Source organism: Streptomyces sp. NBC_00239 (genome assembly GCF_036194065.1).
Lineage (GTDB): Bacteria > Actinomycetota > Actinomycetes > Streptomycetales > Streptomycetaceae > Streptomyces.
In genome coordinates this window covers 3,948,344-3,962,539 of record NZ_CP108095.1, presented here as the reverse complement: position 1 = coordinate 3,962,539, position 14,196 = coordinate 3,948,344, and the positions used below count along the sequence as shown (strand labels likewise).

12 protein-coding genes are annotated in these 14,196 nt (G+C 73.2%); 3 read left to right on the top strand and 9 right to left on the bottom strand.

The window, feature by feature from the left end:
* Nucleotides 1–59 precede the first annotated feature (59 nt).
* Nucleotides 60–1,343 (bottom strand): adenylosuccinate synthase, encoded by a 1,284-nt coding sequence (locus OG764_RS17420; RefSeq protein ID WP_328969339.1) that lies wholly within the window; start codon nucleotides 1,341–1,343, stop codon nucleotides 60–62.
* Nucleotides 1,344–1,506: 163 nt separating this feature from the next.
* Between OG764_RS17420 and OG764_RS17415 the strand changes: the two genes are divergently transcribed.
* The gene (locus OG764_RS17415; protein WP_443055960.1) at nucleotides 1,507–2,409 is read left to right on the top strand and encodes a diacylglycerol kinase; all 903 of its coding nucleotides are present in this window, start codon (nucleotides 1,507–1,509) and stop codon (nucleotides 2,407–2,409) included.
* An 11-nt stretch (nucleotides 2,410–2,420) separates the two neighbouring features.
* On the opposite strand, the gene OG764_RS17410 is transcribed toward OG764_RS17415, so the two are convergent.
* The 7 genes from OG764_RS17410 to OG764_RS17380 form a co-directional block, all read right to left on the bottom strand.
* Nucleotides 2,421–3,638: a cytochrome P450 gene (locus tag OG764_RS17410; RefSeq protein ID WP_328969338.1), complete on the bottom strand. Its 1,218-nt coding sequence runs from the start codon at nucleotides 3,636–3,638 to the stop codon at nucleotides 2,421–2,423.
* Between the two features lie 27 nt (nucleotides 3,639–3,665).
* A complete protein-coding gene (locus OG764_RS17405; RefSeq protein WP_328969337.1) occupies nucleotides 3,666–4,325 on the bottom strand; it encodes a response regulator transcription factor in 660 nt (219 codons plus the stop codon).
* On the bottom strand, nucleotides 4,322–5,674 hold the full coding sequence (locus tag OG764_RS17400) for a sensor histidine kinase (RefSeq protein WP_443055959.1): 1,353 nt from the start codon (nucleotides 5,672–5,674) through the stop codon (nucleotides 4,322–4,324). The genes OG764_RS17405 and OG764_RS17400 overlap by 4 nt, the downstream gene beginning before the upstream one ends.
* Before the next feature lie 87 nt (nucleotides 5,675–5,761).
* Nucleotides 5,762–6,451: a response regulator transcription factor gene (locus OG764_RS17395; RefSeq protein WP_328969336.1), complete on the bottom strand. Its 690-nt coding sequence runs from the start codon at nucleotides 6,449–6,451 to the stop codon at nucleotides 5,762–5,764.
* Nucleotides 6,448–7,803: a sensor histidine kinase gene (locus OG764_RS17390; RefSeq protein WP_328969335.1), complete on the bottom strand. Its 1,356-nt coding sequence runs from the start codon at nucleotides 7,801–7,803 to the stop codon at nucleotides 6,448–6,450. Before OG764_RS17390 ends, OG764_RS17395 begins: the two co-directional genes overlap by 4 nt.
* On the bottom strand, nucleotides 7,796–9,001 hold the full coding sequence (locus OG764_RS17385) for an acyltransferase family protein (protein WP_328969334.1): 1,206 nt from the start codon (nucleotides 8,999–9,001) through the stop codon (nucleotides 7,796–7,798). The genes OG764_RS17390 and OG764_RS17385 overlap by 8 nt, the downstream gene beginning before the upstream one ends.
* A complete protein-coding gene (locus OG764_RS17380) occupies nucleotides 8,994–9,950 on the bottom strand; it encodes an alpha/beta hydrolase (protein ID WP_328969333.1) in 957 nt (318 codons plus the stop codon). Before OG764_RS17380 ends, OG764_RS17385 begins: the two co-directional genes overlap by 8 nt.
* A 178-nt stretch (nucleotides 9,951–10,128) precedes the next feature.
* Between OG764_RS17380 and OG764_RS17375 the strand changes: the two genes are divergently transcribed.
* The gene (locus OG764_RS17375; protein ID WP_328969332.1) at nucleotides 10,129–10,560 is read left to right on the top strand and encodes a GNAT family N-acetyltransferase; all 432 of its coding nucleotides are present in this window, start codon (nucleotides 10,129–10,131) and stop codon (nucleotides 10,558–10,560) included.
* A 56-nt stretch (nucleotides 10,561–10,616) separates the two neighbouring features.
* Here OG764_RS17375 and OG764_RS17370 read toward each other — a convergent pair whose 3' ends face one another.
* Nucleotides 10,617–12,470, bottom strand: coding sequence for a serine/threonine-protein kinase (locus OG764_RS17370; RefSeq protein ID WP_328969331.1), 1,854 nt, complete (start codon nucleotides 12,468–12,470; stop codon nucleotides 10,617–10,619).
* A gap of 249 nt (nucleotides 12,471–12,719) precedes the next feature.
* Between OG764_RS17370 and OG764_RS17365 the strand changes: the two genes are divergently transcribed.
* Nucleotides 12,720–14,081 carry an aspartate aminotransferase family protein gene (locus OG764_RS17365; protein ID WP_328969330.1) on the top strand — a complete coding sequence of 454 codons (1,362 nt, stop codon included), beginning with the start codon at nucleotides 12,720–12,722 and terminating at the stop codon, nucleotides 14,079–14,081.
* Nucleotides 14,082–14,196 lie beyond the last annotated feature (115 nt).

Genomic DNA, 14,196 nt, shown 5'->3' with positions numbered 1-14,196 from the left:
CCGAAGGGGTGGGTCCGCCGGTCCGGCGGGCCCACCCCTTCGTGGTCGTGCGGTGCCGGCTAGACGAACGAGTTGATCTCGATCGTCTCGGTGCGGCCGGGGCCGACGCCGATCGCGGAGATCGGGGCGCCCGACATCTCCTCCAGGGCCTTCACGTAGGCCTGCGCGTTCTTCGGCAGGTCGGAGAAGGTCTTGGCCTTGGTGATGTCCTCGGACCAGCCGGGGAGGTTTTCGTAGATCGGCTTCGCGTGGTGGAAGTCCGTCTGCGAGTACGGGAGCTCCTCGACGCGCTTGCCGTCGATCTCGTACGCGACGCAGACCGGGATCTGCTCCCAGCCGGTCAGGACGTCCAGCTTGGTGAGGAAGAAGTCCGTCAGGCCGTTCACACGGGTGGCGTAGCGCGCGATCGGCGCGTCGAACCAGCCGCAGCGGCGGTCGCGGCCGGTGGTCACGCCGCGCTCGCCGCCGATGCGGCGCAGGGCCTCGCCGTCCTCGTCGAACAGCTCGGTCGGGAACGGACCGGCACCGACGCGCGTGGTGTACGCCTTCAGGATGCCGATGACCCGGGAGATCTTGGTCGGGCCCACGCCGGTGCCGGTGCAGGCGCCGCCCGCGGTCGGGTTCGACGAGGTCACGAAGGGGTACGTGCCGTGGTCGACGTCGAGCAGGGTGCCCTGGCCGCCCTCGAACAGCACGACCTTGTCCTCGTCGAGCGCGTTGTTGAGGATCAGCGTGGTGTCGGCGACGAACGGCTTGATCTGCTCCGCGTACTGGAGCATCTCCTCCACGATCGCGGCGGCGTCGATCGCGCGGCGGTTGTAGAGCTTGGCGAGCAGCTGGTTCTTGCCCTCCAGAGCCGCCTCGACCTTCTGGGTGAGGATCGACTCGTCGTACAGGTCCTGGACCCGGATGCCGACGCGGTTGATCTTGTCCGCGTAGGTCGGGCCGATGCCGCGGCCGGTCGTGCCGATCTTGCGCTTGCCGAGGAAGCGCTCGCCGACCTTGTCGAGGGTGACGTTGTACGGCGTGATCAGGTGGGCGTTTCCGCTGACGAGCAGCTTGGAGGTGTCGACTCCGCGCTCGTTCAGGCCGCGCAGCTCCGAGAGCAGGACGGCCGGGTCGATGACCACACCGTTGCCGATGACCGGCGTGCACTCAGGGGTGAGGATTCCGGAAGGGAGAAGATGCAGCGCATACTTCTGGTCGCCTACGACAACCGTGTGGCCGGCGTTGTTGCCGCCCTGGTAGCGCACCACATAGTCAACGGAACCACCGAGGAGGTCGGTGGCCTTTCCCTTGCCCTCGTCACCCCACTGAGCTCCGAGCAGCACAAGAGCGGGCACAGGCGTACACCTCTTCCGGATGGGGCATGTCCAAGGTCAGGGGGCGTACCACGATGTACACCGCAGGCTGAGCCGTCGGACCGGTGCCCCGGAATAGACGAAGGCCCTGGCGCAATAGCGCAAGGGCCTCTTGCACAAAGATGCTACCCGAGGAAGGACCGAGGTGTCGGCTCCAGAGCCCACCATGAGCCATGCGGGCGCGGCGGAAGCCGCCCTGCTGGTGCTCGTCGACCCGGTCGCCCGCCGCCTCGACGGCGAGTCCGTACGGATCGCGAAGGACGTGTTGTGTGCCGGGGCGGCGGCGAAAATCTGCCTCCCCGAGGGACCCGAGGAGTTCGCGCGGGCACTTGCCCGCCGGGGTCATCGCCGCCCGGTGATCGTGGGCGACGACCGGGCGCTGGTGCGTGCCGTGTCGCTGCTGTACCGGGACCGGGAGCTCGCGGACGGCGCTCTGGCGCTGGTTCCGGTGGGGGCTCCGAGCGCGCTGGCGCTGGCCCGCTCGCTGGGCGTGCCGACGGGTGCGGTGGCCGCGGCGCGGGCGGTGCTGGACGGCCGGGTGCGCCGCTGTGACCTGCTCGTCGACGACAGCGACGGGGTGGTGCTCGGCGGGCTGCGGCTCGCGCCGCCGCCCGCGGTGGCCCGGGCGCGGGTCCGGCAGGGCCCGGGCGGCGGCGGCGTCGGCGCGGGCGGGCCGGCCTCGGTGTGGAGCGCCTGCCGCTCGCTGGTACGGACGCTGGTGCGGCCCCCCGTCGGCGGGGCGGGCGGGCCCGGCGGGTCCGGCGGGGTCGGCGTGGGCACCCACCGGCTGCGGATCGAGGCGGACGGCGTGGTGATCAGCGATGTGGACCGGCTGGTCCGGGACGTCTCGGTGGTGAGCCGCGGAGGAGCCGCCGAGGTGATCGTCCGTACGGGTGACTCGGCGGCGCCGGTGACGGCGCGGGCCCTGTCCGTGACGGTCTCGGGCGCGGATTTCCGCTACCGGGCCGACCACCACCTGACCGGCCCGGTCCGCCGCCGCACCTGGACCCTCCGCGCGGGTGCCTGGGGGCTGACGCTGCCGCGGTAGGCGCGGGGGCGTCAGCACTCGACGAGGAGCTCCCGCAGGCCCCGGATCACATAGCCCTCCTGCCACTGCGGCTCGCGGACGAGCCGCAGTGGTGGCCGGTCCGCCGCGAGCAGCGCCCCGAACGAGGCCGCCAGCTCCAGGCGGGCCAGCGGCGCCCCCAGGCAGTAGTGGATCCCGGCGCCGAAGGTGATGTGCGGATTGTCGGTACGGACGAGGTCCAGCTCGTCGGGACGGGCGAACCGAGCCGGGTCCCGGTTGGCCGACCCGAACAGCAGCGCCACCTCGCTGCCCCGCGGCAGCACGGTGCCGCCCACCTCGATCTCGTCGAGGACCCAGCGCTCGAACATCTGCAGCGGGGTGTCGAAACGCATCAGTTCTTCCACAGCTGTGGACAACACGGCGGCCGGATCCGCCCGCAGCGCCGCGAGCTGCTGTGGATGGCGGAACAGGGTCCACCAGCCGTTGGCCGTGGTGTTGACCGTGGCCTCGTGGCCCGCGTTGAGCAGCAGCACGCAGGTGGACACCATCTCCTGCTCGCTCAGCCGCCCGCCCTCGTCGTGGGCGGCGATGAGCGCCGAGATCAGATCCTCGCCGGGGTCGCGGCGCCGCTCGGCGATCAGCCCCCGCAGATACCCGTCGAACTCCACACAGGCCCGCACCGCCCGCTCCGCCGTCGCCTCGTCGGGCTTCAGCTCGAACATCCCGCAGATCGCCGCCGACCAGGGCCGCAGCAGCCCCCGGTCGCCCTCCGGGATGCCCAGCAGCTCGGCGATCACCGCCACCGGCAGCGGCTCGGCGACCGTGCTCAGCAGGTCCCCGCCGCCGTCCGCGAACAGCCGCCCGGCCAGTTCCCCGGCCATCCGGTGCACGGCCGGCGCGAGCCGCTCCACGGTCCGCGGGGTGAAGGCCTTGGCGACCAGCCGCCGCACCCGCCCGTGATCGGGCTCCTCCAGGTCGAGCAACCCGTGCCCGTTCAGCACGTGGAAGGGCTCGTGCTGCGGGGGCGGGGCGACCTGCCCGAACTCCTCGTGACCGAACCGGTGCAGGTAGGTCCGCGCCAGCCGCCGGTCCCGCAGCAGCGCGCTGACGTCCGCGTAGTGCGGGATCAGCCACTGCCCGGTCGCCTCGCACCACAGGGCCCGCCCCTGCCCGCGCAGCTCCCGGTAAGCGGGATAGGGATCCGCGACGAACGCCGCCGACCACGGATCGAACCGCACGCCATCGTCCATACCGCCGACGCTAGCGGACCCCCGCCCTCAGGAGGGCGTCACGAGCCGGGTCTCGTAGGCGAACACCGCCGCCTGGGTCCGGTCCCGCAGCCCCAGCTTGACCAGGATCCGGCTGACATGGGTCTTGATCGTGGACTCCGCGATCACCAGCCGGTCGGCGATCTCCGCGTTGGACAGGCCCTGCGCGATCAGGACCAACACCTCCGTCTCCCGCTCGGTCAGCTCGTCCACCGACGCCCGGTCGGCGGGCCGGCCGGCGTCCGACAGCTTCGAGAACTCCGAGATCAGCCGCTTGGTGACGGACGGCGCGAGCAGCGCCTCCCCGGCCGCGACCACCCGGACCCCGTCCGCCAGCTGCCGGGCCGAGGCGTCCTTGAGCAGGAACCCGGAGGCCCCGGCGCGCAGCGCCTGGTACACGTACTCGTCGAGGTCGAAGGTGGTCAGGACGAGCACCTTCGCCGTACCGTCCGCCGCGATGATCTCCCGGGTGGCCTCCAGGCCGTTGAGCACCGGCATCCGGATGTCCATGAGCACCACGTCCGGGCGCAGCGCGGCGACCTGGGTGACGGCCTCGCGCCCGTCCACGGCCTCGCCGATGACCTCGATGTCCGGCATGGCGTTCAGCAGGACCGAGAAGCCCTCCCGGACCATCATCTGGTCGTCGACGATGAGGACCCTGATCGTCATGCCGATTCCCTCTCACCGGCCGTCGTGCGCACCGGTATGAACACCGCGACCTCGTACCCACCGTCGTCCGTCGGCCCGGTCGTCATCTCGCCCTGCAGCATGGCCACCCGCTCCCGCATCCCCGTGATCCCGTGTCCCGCCCCGGGCGAGGGGCGTACGTCGGCCGTCGGCGCGGCATTGTGGATCCGCAGCCCGAGCCCCCCGAGAACGTACGACACCTCCACCCCGGCCCCCGCGCCGGGCGCGTGCCGCAGGGTGTTGCTCAGGGCTTCCTGGACGATCCGGTAGGCCGACAGCTCCACGCCCTGAGGGAGCTCCCGCACGGCCCCCGTGACCGTCTTGTCGACCTGGAGTCCGGCCTCCCGCACATTGGCGAGCAGCCCGTCCAGCGAGGCCAGGGTCGGCTGCGGGGCGTCCGGCGCCTCGTAGTCCGCGGACCGCACGACGCCCAGCACCCGGCGCAGCTCCGTCAGGGCCGCCACCGCGTTCTCCCGGATGGTCGCGAACGCCGCCTCCAGCTCCGGCGGCGGGTTCTCCACGCGGTACGGCGCGGCCTCCGCCTGGATGGCGACCACGGACATGTGGTGCGCCACCACGTCGTGGAGCTCCCGCGCGATGGTGGTCCGCTCCTCCAGCAGGGTCCGCCTGTCCCGCTCGACGGCCGTCACCACCTGCTGCGCGGTGACCTCCTGGTCCGCCTCCCGGCGGATGTGCAGGACGCTGACGATCAGCAGGGCCATGCCGGAGACGATGCCCATGCCGGCGGTGTTCACCGGTCGGCCCGAGCCCGCGAAGAAGTCGAGCGAGGCGCCGAGGACGATCGTCAGGAACCACATCCAGCCCGCCACCCGCTGGTTGGTGCGCAGCGCCACGACCACCATCACGGACAGGTGGGCGAAGAAGGTCGCCGGGGTCCAGGGCCAGGTCCAGCCGTCGCCCACGAGAGCCGCGAGGACCGTGGTGCTGCACACCGACAGCCACCAGGCGCCGACGGGACGGACCAGCGTGGTGAGCACCACGGCCGCCGGCACGAGGCCCGTGAGGGCCCACCCCACCGGCGACAGCGAGAACCCGCCGAAGACGTATGCGAGGGCCAGCGTCGTCAGCGCCGCGCCCGCCACGATCACGTGCGGTGCCCAGGCCAGCTGCCCGCTTCTCCAGGGAGGCGGCCGGTGGCCGGTCGGTGCGGTGGCCGCGGGCGCCGGGGTCGGCAGCGGGAGGAGCGGCCGGTAGGCGAAGGCGTCGGTGAGCATTTCTTTGCGGAAGCTGGCCGTCAGGCCCGCGACGATGCGGGCCTCTGAAGGCCGTGTGGGCTGGGTCCGGGTCCCCCCGGTGGTCGTCTCGGTCACCCTTGAACCGTAGGCTCCGCGGAGCGTGGTCCGCGTCGCCGCTGAGCGGGATCCTTGCGGGTCCCTCTCAGGTACTACGTGGTCCGCTCAGTAGCCCGAAGGGCGGATCAGCCCCGTCTCGTACGCGAATACCGCCGCCTGGGTGCGGTCCCGCAGGCCCAGCTTCACCAGGATCCGGCCCACGTGGGTCTTGACCGTCTGCTCGGCCACGATCAGCTGCCCGGCGATCTCGGCGTTGGACAGGCCCTGGGCGATCAGCGCCAGCACCTCGGTCTCCCGTTCCGTCAGCTCGCCGATCCGCTCCTTGAGCGGGCCCCGCGGTGCCCCCATCCGGGAGAACTCGGTGATCAGGCGCTTGGTGATGTTCGGGGAGAGCAGGGCCTCGCCGGCCGCGACCACCCGGACAGCCTCCGCCAACTGGTCGGCGGAGGCGTCCTTGAGGAGGAACCCGGACGCGCCCGCGCGCAGCGCCTCGTACACGTACTCGTCCAGGTCGAAGGTGGTCAGGACCAGGACCTTGACGGTGGCCCCGGGCTCGGCGGTGATGGTGGCGGTGGCCTCGATGCCGCCGACGCCGGGCATGCGGATGTCCATCAGCACCACGTCGGGCCGCAGCTCGGCGACCTTGGCGATGGCGTCGGCGCCGTCCACGGCCTGCCCGACCACCTCGATGTCGGGCTGCGCGTTGAGCAGCACGGTGAAGCCCTGGCGGACCATCATCTGATCGTCGGCGATCATCACGCGGATGGGAGCGGTGGCGGGGGCGGGGGTGCTCATGCGGGCTTCTCCGTGTCGGTGGGCGAGCCGGGCGGCTCGGTGGGCAGGACGGCCGTCACCTCGTACCCGCCGCCGGGGCGGGCACCCGCGGCGAGTTCGCCGCCCAGCATGCCCGCCCGCTCCCGCATGCCGAGCAGCCCGTGCCCGGCGCCGGGGGAGGGCGGCACCGGTCCGGTGGGCGCCGTGTTGGCCACGCACAGGTGCAGGTCACGCGGCCCGTAGGCGATGCCGACCTCCACCCGGGAGCCGGGCGCGTGGCGCAGACAGTTGCTCAGCGCCTCCTGGACGATCCGGTACGCGGTGAGCTCGATGCCGGGCGTGAGCGGCCTGCGGATGCCGGCGATCTCGGTGGTGACGGTCAGGCCGGCGCCGCGCACGTTGTCCACCAGGGCGTCGAGGTCCGCCAGGGTGGGCTGCGGGTGGTGCGGGTCGGCGGGGTCTTCGGGATTCTCCGAGCGCAGCACGCCGAGGACGCGGCGGAGTTCGGTCAGGGCCTCCAGCGCGTTCTCCCGGATGCCGGCCAGGTTCTCCTTCAGCTCCTCGGACGGGTTCTCGACGAGGTGCGGGGCGACCTGCGCCTGGATGGAGATCACCGACATGTGGTGGGCCACCACGTCGTGCAGCTCGCGGGCGATCCGGCTGCGCTCCTCCAGCAGGGTCCGCCTGGCCCGCTCCTCCTCGGTGAGGGTCTCCTGTTCGTGCAACTGCCCGCGGGCCACCCGCAGGCCGCGCAGCGCGTACCCGATCAGGGTGGCGGCGCCGAACAGGACGGGGACCTGGAACACCGACCATGTGGCGTGCAGGGGGCGGCCGATGGTCTCCATCAGCACGGTGACCAGGAGGCTGCTGCCGAGCAGGGCGAAGGCCGCGAGCGGAGACACGCGGAGCGCGGCCAGCAGGAGGACCGCCGCGAAGGCGAACATCCCGGCCGGCGTCCACATCCAGTTCTGCCCCTGGTCGACGGAGTCGTAGATGACGAACGCGGTCGCCAGGGCGGTACCCAGCCCCAACCACCAGGCGGCGACGGGCCGGAACATGGCGAGGACGATGGACGCACCGGTGAGCGCGGTCAGCAGCAGGACCTGGCCGCCCTCCAACCCGTACTGGTTGAAGAGGTTGTTGGAGACGAGACCGCTGAGCAGGGCGGCCAGGAGCACGACCAGGACGTGCGGCAACCGGGCCAGCCAGCGCGGCCTGCGCATCGGGGGCAGCGGGTCGCGCCCGAGCGTGAACAGCTCGGCCGCCAGACCCGCCAGGACGGCCTTCCCCGGGCGCCGGCCGCCGGATTCCGGATTGCGGCCCGCTGTTTCGCGCCTGCTCTGATGGTCCTTCACGAACGTCACCCTAGGCACGACCGGCCTCCTTGACCGTCATGGGCCGCAGGCGGCCGACCGCCGTGCCCCGCGGCCGGGTCCGCCGACGGGGCTTCTGCTCGTACGTGCGGAACGCGGACCAGCACACCGACAGCGCGAGGGCGAACAGCGGAAGCCACAGCAGCCGGGCTGCTATCCAGGCCGGGCCGTCGGGCGCGCGGTGCAGCCCCGGCAGGTCGGACGACACCAGCAGGCCCAGGGCGGTCACGGCCATCATCGCCGTCTGGTGCCACAGGAACACCGTCATCGCGGACAAGTTCACCAGCGCCACCGCCGCCCAGGCGAACGGCCTGCGCATGGTCCGCGCCAGCGGCTCGCGCACCAGCAGGGCCAGTCCGCACTGGGCGAGCCCGAAGGCGACGGCCGCCAGCGTCGGCGGGCTCAGGTTGGATATCGCGCCCCCGGGCACGCCCACCATCGAGGCCGGATACCCGGCCCACAGGACCAGCGAGGCGGTCGCCGCCGTGCCACCCGCGAGCAGCAGTGCGGCCGGCGTCCTGCCGCGGGTGAACGCGCCCCGCGACCAGGCGGCGCCGAGGCAGAAGGGAACCAGCCAGCCCGCGGCGACATTGACCCAGCCGAGCCACTCGGGCCCGCCGAGACCGAACCGCGCGAGATCGGCACCCGCCACCACGGCCGCCGGCCACAGCGGATTCAGCCGCGCCACCAGCGGGGTGGCGGCCGTCAGCGCCGCGAACACCAGGAGGAACCACAGGGGTGACAGGACCAGTTTCAGGAGGTTCTGCACGGTGTCCGGCCCGACCCCGCCGGCCAGCATCCCCGCGGACGCCACCGCCCACAGCGCGAGGACGGCACCCACCGGCCGGAACAGCCGGGCCAGCCGGGCCGCGGCCCACTCCCCGTACCCGGTCCCGCGGGCCCGGGCGGATGCGTACCCCTTCGCGGCGACGTGCCCGCCCACCAGGAAGAACACGGCCAGGGTCTGGAACGCCCAGGAGACCGGGGCCAGCCACGGCATCTGCGCCAGCGGGCTCGCCGTGTGCAGTGCCCCGTCCCGGGTGGTCAGCGCGGTCACCAGCCAGTGGCCGAGGACCACGCCGGCTATCGCGACGGCACGCAGCGCGTCGAGGGAACGGTCCCGGCCGGCGGGTGTCGCCGCCTCGATGCGGGCGGCGCCGGCAGTGAGTGCGGCGAAGCGCACGCGCGGTTCACGCACGGGAGGCCTCCGGCTGCGGGGTCTGCCCGGCGGCGATGCGGGCAAGGCTGTCGAGGGAGGTGGAGCCCGGCTTCAGATAGTCGCTGTGACCACCCGCACCGGCGTCGAACACACGGGCACCGAAGGCGGAGTCCACCGGATCGGTGCCGAACCCGATTGCCAGGCCGGGCAGTTCGAGCCGGGTGTGCGGCACGCCCGCGATCCAGTCGTCCGCACCCCGGCCCGCCCATATCCGGGCGGTGCCGGGAAGCTCGGCCGCCGACCCGGCGCCCGTGCCCGGGCTGCCGAACAGGGCCACATCGGTGACGGCGGGCCCGGTCTCGGTACGCGCGCAGACCACCGATCCGTACGAATGGCACAGGAGGGAGATGCCGGCGCGGCTGTTCATGCCGTGCAACCCCCGCAAGAACGGGCCCAGCGCGTCGGCGGCCTCGTCGGCGCGGCCGGAGGTCAGCACGGACGGGCTGACCGTGCCCGGGGTGTCGTACCCGAGCCAGGCGACGACGGCACTGCGCGGGTGCGCGGCCCGCATCCGCTCCTGCAGGGCGACGGCCCCGGAACGGAACCGCTGGTAGGTGTCGAGCGTGGTGTCGGAGCCGGGCACCACCACCGCGATCCGGTCGGCGTCGCCCAGGTCTCCGAGCACCTCGACGGCACGGCCGGAGCCGCGCCCGTCGAACGCGAGGAACTGCGCCCCGCCGGCCGCCATCCTCCGCAGCCCGGCGGCCCGCGTGTCCCGCCCCGCCTCGTCGGCCATCCGCGCCGCCTCCCGGAGGTTGGCGTGACTCGCGGCGTACCGCTCGGGAGCACCGGTGGCCGCGGCGAAGCGGGCCGGGGCCGGGGCGGGTGCCTCGGGAAGCGCCGCGGCGGACACGGGGACGGCCACCGCGGCGGCGACGAGCGCGGCCAGGACGGTGCGGCGGAGGCGTGCGGTGCGGCGGCGGGTCATGGCGGTCGGCCCTCTCGGTTCCTGGCGGCAGCGCTTCTGCCTGATACCGAAAGTAGGAATCCGCACCCGTGGTCCGCGTCACGCTGCGGAGCCGCCTTCACGCGTAGCTCTCAGGTATGACAGCCCCTACCTGAGAGCTGGCCTAGGGTGAACAGCCCATCTCCCTGAAGGGTTTGACGTGCAGTCCTCACCTGCCATCCCGGATTCTCCCGCTTCGCTGAGCATCCGGCCCGAGCTCGGGGACGACGAGCTCAACGCCCTCTTCGCGGTGGCCTGGCCCGGCCACCGCCCCGCCCCCTTCGGCCCCAAGCTCGCCCGCAGCCTGCTCTGGGTCGCGGCCCACCGGGACGGCCGCCTCGTCGGATACGTCAACGTCATCGGCGACGGCGGCGCGCACGCCTTCGTACTGGACACCACGGTCCACCCCGACGAGCGCCGCCGCGGCCTCGGGGTCCGGCTGGTGAAGGAGGCCGGCGCGGCGGCCCGCGCGCAGGGCGCCGAATGGCTCCACGTGGACTACGAGCCCGAACTCGACGCGTTCTACCGGCAGTGCGGGTTCCGTCCGACCGCGGCCGGCCTCATGAACCTCAGCGACCCCGACCAGGCCTGACTCGTCCTCAGGTATCCCCGTCCTGAGCTATCCCCGTCCTCAGGTATCCCTTGTCCTCAGGGTGACTTCGTGTAGAGCACCGGGGGCTTGCCGCTGCCCACCAGTTCGCGCTCCAGCGTGCCGTCGGGGCGCAGGGTCAGCCGGCTCCACTGGCCGGGCGAACAGTGGGCGGGGTCCCCGGAGACGACCTGGGACGGCTCCAGTTCCACCGGCGGGCCGGCCGCGCGCAGGGCTGCCGACCAGGTGCACGCGTAGTCCGTGCCGGTGCCCGTCAGGGTCATGACCGTGTCGCCGATCCGGCCCCCGGACAGGGTGATCCGCCAGGTGCCGGCGCCGGCGGAGCCGTCCCAGGTGCCGAGGTACGCGTCCGGCACGCGGTCCGCCCCCGTGGGGCCGGTCGCCGGGGTCTGCGGTTCCGTCGTGCCGCCGGTGGCCGTGCCGGAGCTCTGCCCGCCGCCCTTGGGGTCCTCGCTGCCCCCGGCCGGGCCCGCGGTGGTGCCGCGGCGGGCGTCGTCCCGGTCGCCGGTGGAGGTCATGAACGCGTAGACCGAGCCGCCGGCCAGCAGCGCCACCACCACGGCTATCGCCACCAGGAACACGCTGGAGGCGGTCCGCCGCGGCGGCTGCTCGTACACCGGCGGCGGCCCGAACCCGTAGCCCGCCTGGCCGTACCCGTACGGGTACCCCTGCCCCGAGGCGCTCCCGGGCAGGGGCCCGGAGTCCGCCGACGGCGCGATCAGCGTCGCCCGGTCGGCAGGCGGCACGGGCCCGTGCGGACCGGCCGGCACCTCTGGGACGTAGGAAACAGCCGGGACCTGTGGGGTCTGCGGGACGTGCGGAGCGGGCGGGAGGGCCGGGACCTGCGGGACACGAGAAGCGGGCAGAGTGGGCAGAGCAGGCGGAGCGGGCGGGACCTGCGCCGCCGGCCGGGCCGGCCGCGGGTCCTCGCGGTCCAACAGCTCCACCGCGTGCCGACCCAGCTGCGCCACCAGAGCGGCCGGCAGCCAGGGCTCCAGCGCCTTCCCGTCGGCGACCGTGTCACCCGCCCCCACCCGCGCCAGCAGGTCGGCCGGGGCGGGCCGGGCCGCCGGGTTCTTGTGCAGGCAGTCCCGCACGAGATCGCGCAACGACTCCGGAACCCGGGACAGGTCCGGTTCCGAATCGGCGATGCGCAGCAGCAGCGCGGCCGCGCCGCCCTCGCCGTCCGCGTCGCCGAAGGGCAGCGCCCCGCCGGCCGCGTACGCGAGGACCGAGCCCAGGCAGAAGACGTCGCAGGCGGCCGTGACGGCCTCGCCCCGCAGCTGCTCGGGTGCCATGAAGCCGGGGGAGCCGATGAGTTCGCCGGTACGGGTGTAGGAGGCCCCGAGCCCGACGGCCGCGTCACCGGCGGAGCCGTCCGGCCCGGCCGAGCCGTCCGCCGGTTCGAGGGCCCGGGCGATCCCGAAGTCGATGACCCGCGGCCCGTCGAGCGTGATCAGGACGTTGGACGGCTTGAGGTCGCGGTGGATCAGCCCGGCCGCGTGGATGTCCTGCAGCGCGTACGCCAGCCCGGCGGCGAGGATGCGTACGGAACGTTCCGGGAGCGGCCCGTAGTTGTTGGCGACGACGGCCTGCAGGCTCGGGCCGGCCACGTACCCGGTCGCCAGCCAGGGCACCTCCGCCTCGGTGTCCGCGTCCAGCACGGGCGCCGTCCACTCGCCGCCCACCCGGCGGGCGGCCGCCACCTCGTGCCGGAAACGGGCCCGGAACTCGGCCCGCTCGGCGAGGTCCCGGCGGACGAGTTTCACGGCGACGGTACGGCCGCGCTCGGAGCGCGCCAGGAACACCTGCCCCATGCCGCCCGCGCCGAGGCGGGCGAGGAGGCGGTACGCGCCGATCTGCTGCGGGTCGCCTGGTGACAGCTGTTCCATCGCCGCGAGGTCCCTCCCCCTAGGACTGGCCGAACGGGCCGAGGATAGTGGCCGACAGCAGTCCGTCGCAGCCCGAGGTGTACGGATGGCCCGCCGGGGGCGGACGTACGGTCCGGCAGGGGTTCGACGCACCCGGGGGTCCCGACACGCAGAGGGTCGCCTCGGCAGACACACTGCCGAGGCGACCCCCTTCCGCTCTTACCGGATGCCGATGTCGTGTCCAACCCGTGGACTTTTAGCCTTGCCCGCATGACCCCTCATGCCGATCCCCAGGCCGGGGCGGCCGTCAAGGCCGCCGACCGCGCGCACGTGTTCCACTCCTGGTCTGCCCAGGCCCTGATCGACCCGCTCGCCGTGGCCGGCGCGGAGGGCTCGTACTTCTGGGACTACGACGGGAACCGGTTCCTCGACTTCTCGTCCCAGCTGGTCAACACCAACATCGGGCACCAGCACCCCAAGGTCGTCGCCGCGATCCAGGAGCAGGCCGGCAAGCTCTGCACCCTCGCCCCCGGCTTCGCCGTGGACACGCGCTCCGAGGCCGCCCGGCTGATCGCCGAGCGCACCCCCGGCGACCTGGACAAGATCTTCTTCACCAACGGCGGCGCCGAGGCCGTCGAGAACGCCATCCGCATGGCCCGGCTGCACACCGGCCGCGCGAAGGTGCTCTCCACGTACCGCTCGTACCACGGCGCCACCGCCGCCGCGATCAACCTGACCGGCGACCCGCGCCGCTGGCCCTCCGACACCGCGTCCGCCGGTGTCGTGCACTTCTGGGGCCCGTTCCTCTACCGCTCCCCCTTCCACGCGGAGACCGAGGAGCAGGAGTGCGAGCGCGCGCTGCGCCACCTCGCCGACACCATCGCCTTCGAGGGCCCGCAGTCCATCGCGGCGATCATCCTGGAGACCGTCCCGGGCACCGCCGGCATCATGACCCCGCCGGCCGGCTACCTCGCGGGCGTCCGCGAGCTCTGCGACAGGTACGGCATCGTCTTCATCCTCGACGAGGTCATGGCGGGCTTCGGCCGGACCGGCAAGTGGTTCGCCGCCGAGCACTGGGACGTCACCCCCGACCTCATCACCTTCGCCAAGGGCGTCAACAGCGGTTACGTGCCGCTCGGCGGCGTCGCGATCTCGGCGGCGATCGCCGAGACCTTCGCCACCCGCCCCTACCCGGGCGGACTCACCTACTCCGGCCACCCGCTGGCCTGCGCCGCCGCAGTGGCCACCCTCACGACCATGGCCGAGGAGGGCATCGTCGAGCACGCCGCCCACCTCGGTGAGAACGTGATCGGCCCGGCCCTCGCGGAGATCGCCGAGCGGCACCCGAGCGTCGGCGAGGTCCGCGGCCTCGGCGCCTTCTGGGCGCTGGAGCTCGTCAAGGACAAGACGACCCGCGAGCCCCTGGTCCCGTACAACGCGGCCGGTGCCGACAACGCGCCGATGGGCGAGTTCGCGGCGGCCTGCAAGAAGTCCGGTCTGTGGCCGTTCGTGAACATGAACCGCACCCACGTGGTGCCCGCCTGCAACATCACCGAGGCGGAGGCCAAGGAGGGGCTGGCGCTGCTCGACGAGGCGCTCCTCGTCGCGGACCGCCACACCACCTCCGGCTGACGCCGGCCGGCCGCAGCCGATCGCAGCCGCAACGGTTCCACGCCACCGGGGCGGCAAGGATCACAGGACGGTTCCAGGAACTCCGCTGCCCGGCCTGGCCTAAGGTGTCCGAAGC

Bases quoted from the DNA above. Each gene is read 5' to 3' on its own strand.
- OG764_RS17410 (WP_328969338.1), bottom strand. From the start codon at position 3,638: ATGGACGATGGCGTGCGGTTCGATCCGTGGTCGGCGGCGTTCGTCGCG.
- OG764_RS17405 (WP_328969337.1), bottom strand. From the start codon at position 4,325: ATGACGATCAGGGTCCTCATCGTCGACGACCAGATGATGGTCCGGGAG.
- OG764_RS17395 (WP_328969336.1), bottom strand. From the start codon at position 6,451: ATGAGCACCCCCGCCCCCGCCACCGCTCCCATCCGCGTGATGATCGCC.
- OG764_RS17380 (WP_328969333.1), bottom strand. From the start codon at position 9,950: ATGACCCGCCGCCGCACCGCACGCCTCCGCCGCACCGTCCTGGCCGCG.
- OG764_RS17370 (WP_328969331.1), bottom strand. From the start codon at position 12,470: ATGGAACAGCTGTCACCAGGCGACCCGCAGCAGATCGGCGCGTACCGC.
- OG764_RS17365 (WP_328969330.1), top strand. From the start codon at position 12,720: ATGACCCCTCATGCCGATCCCCAGGCCGGGGCGGCCGTCAAGGCCGCC.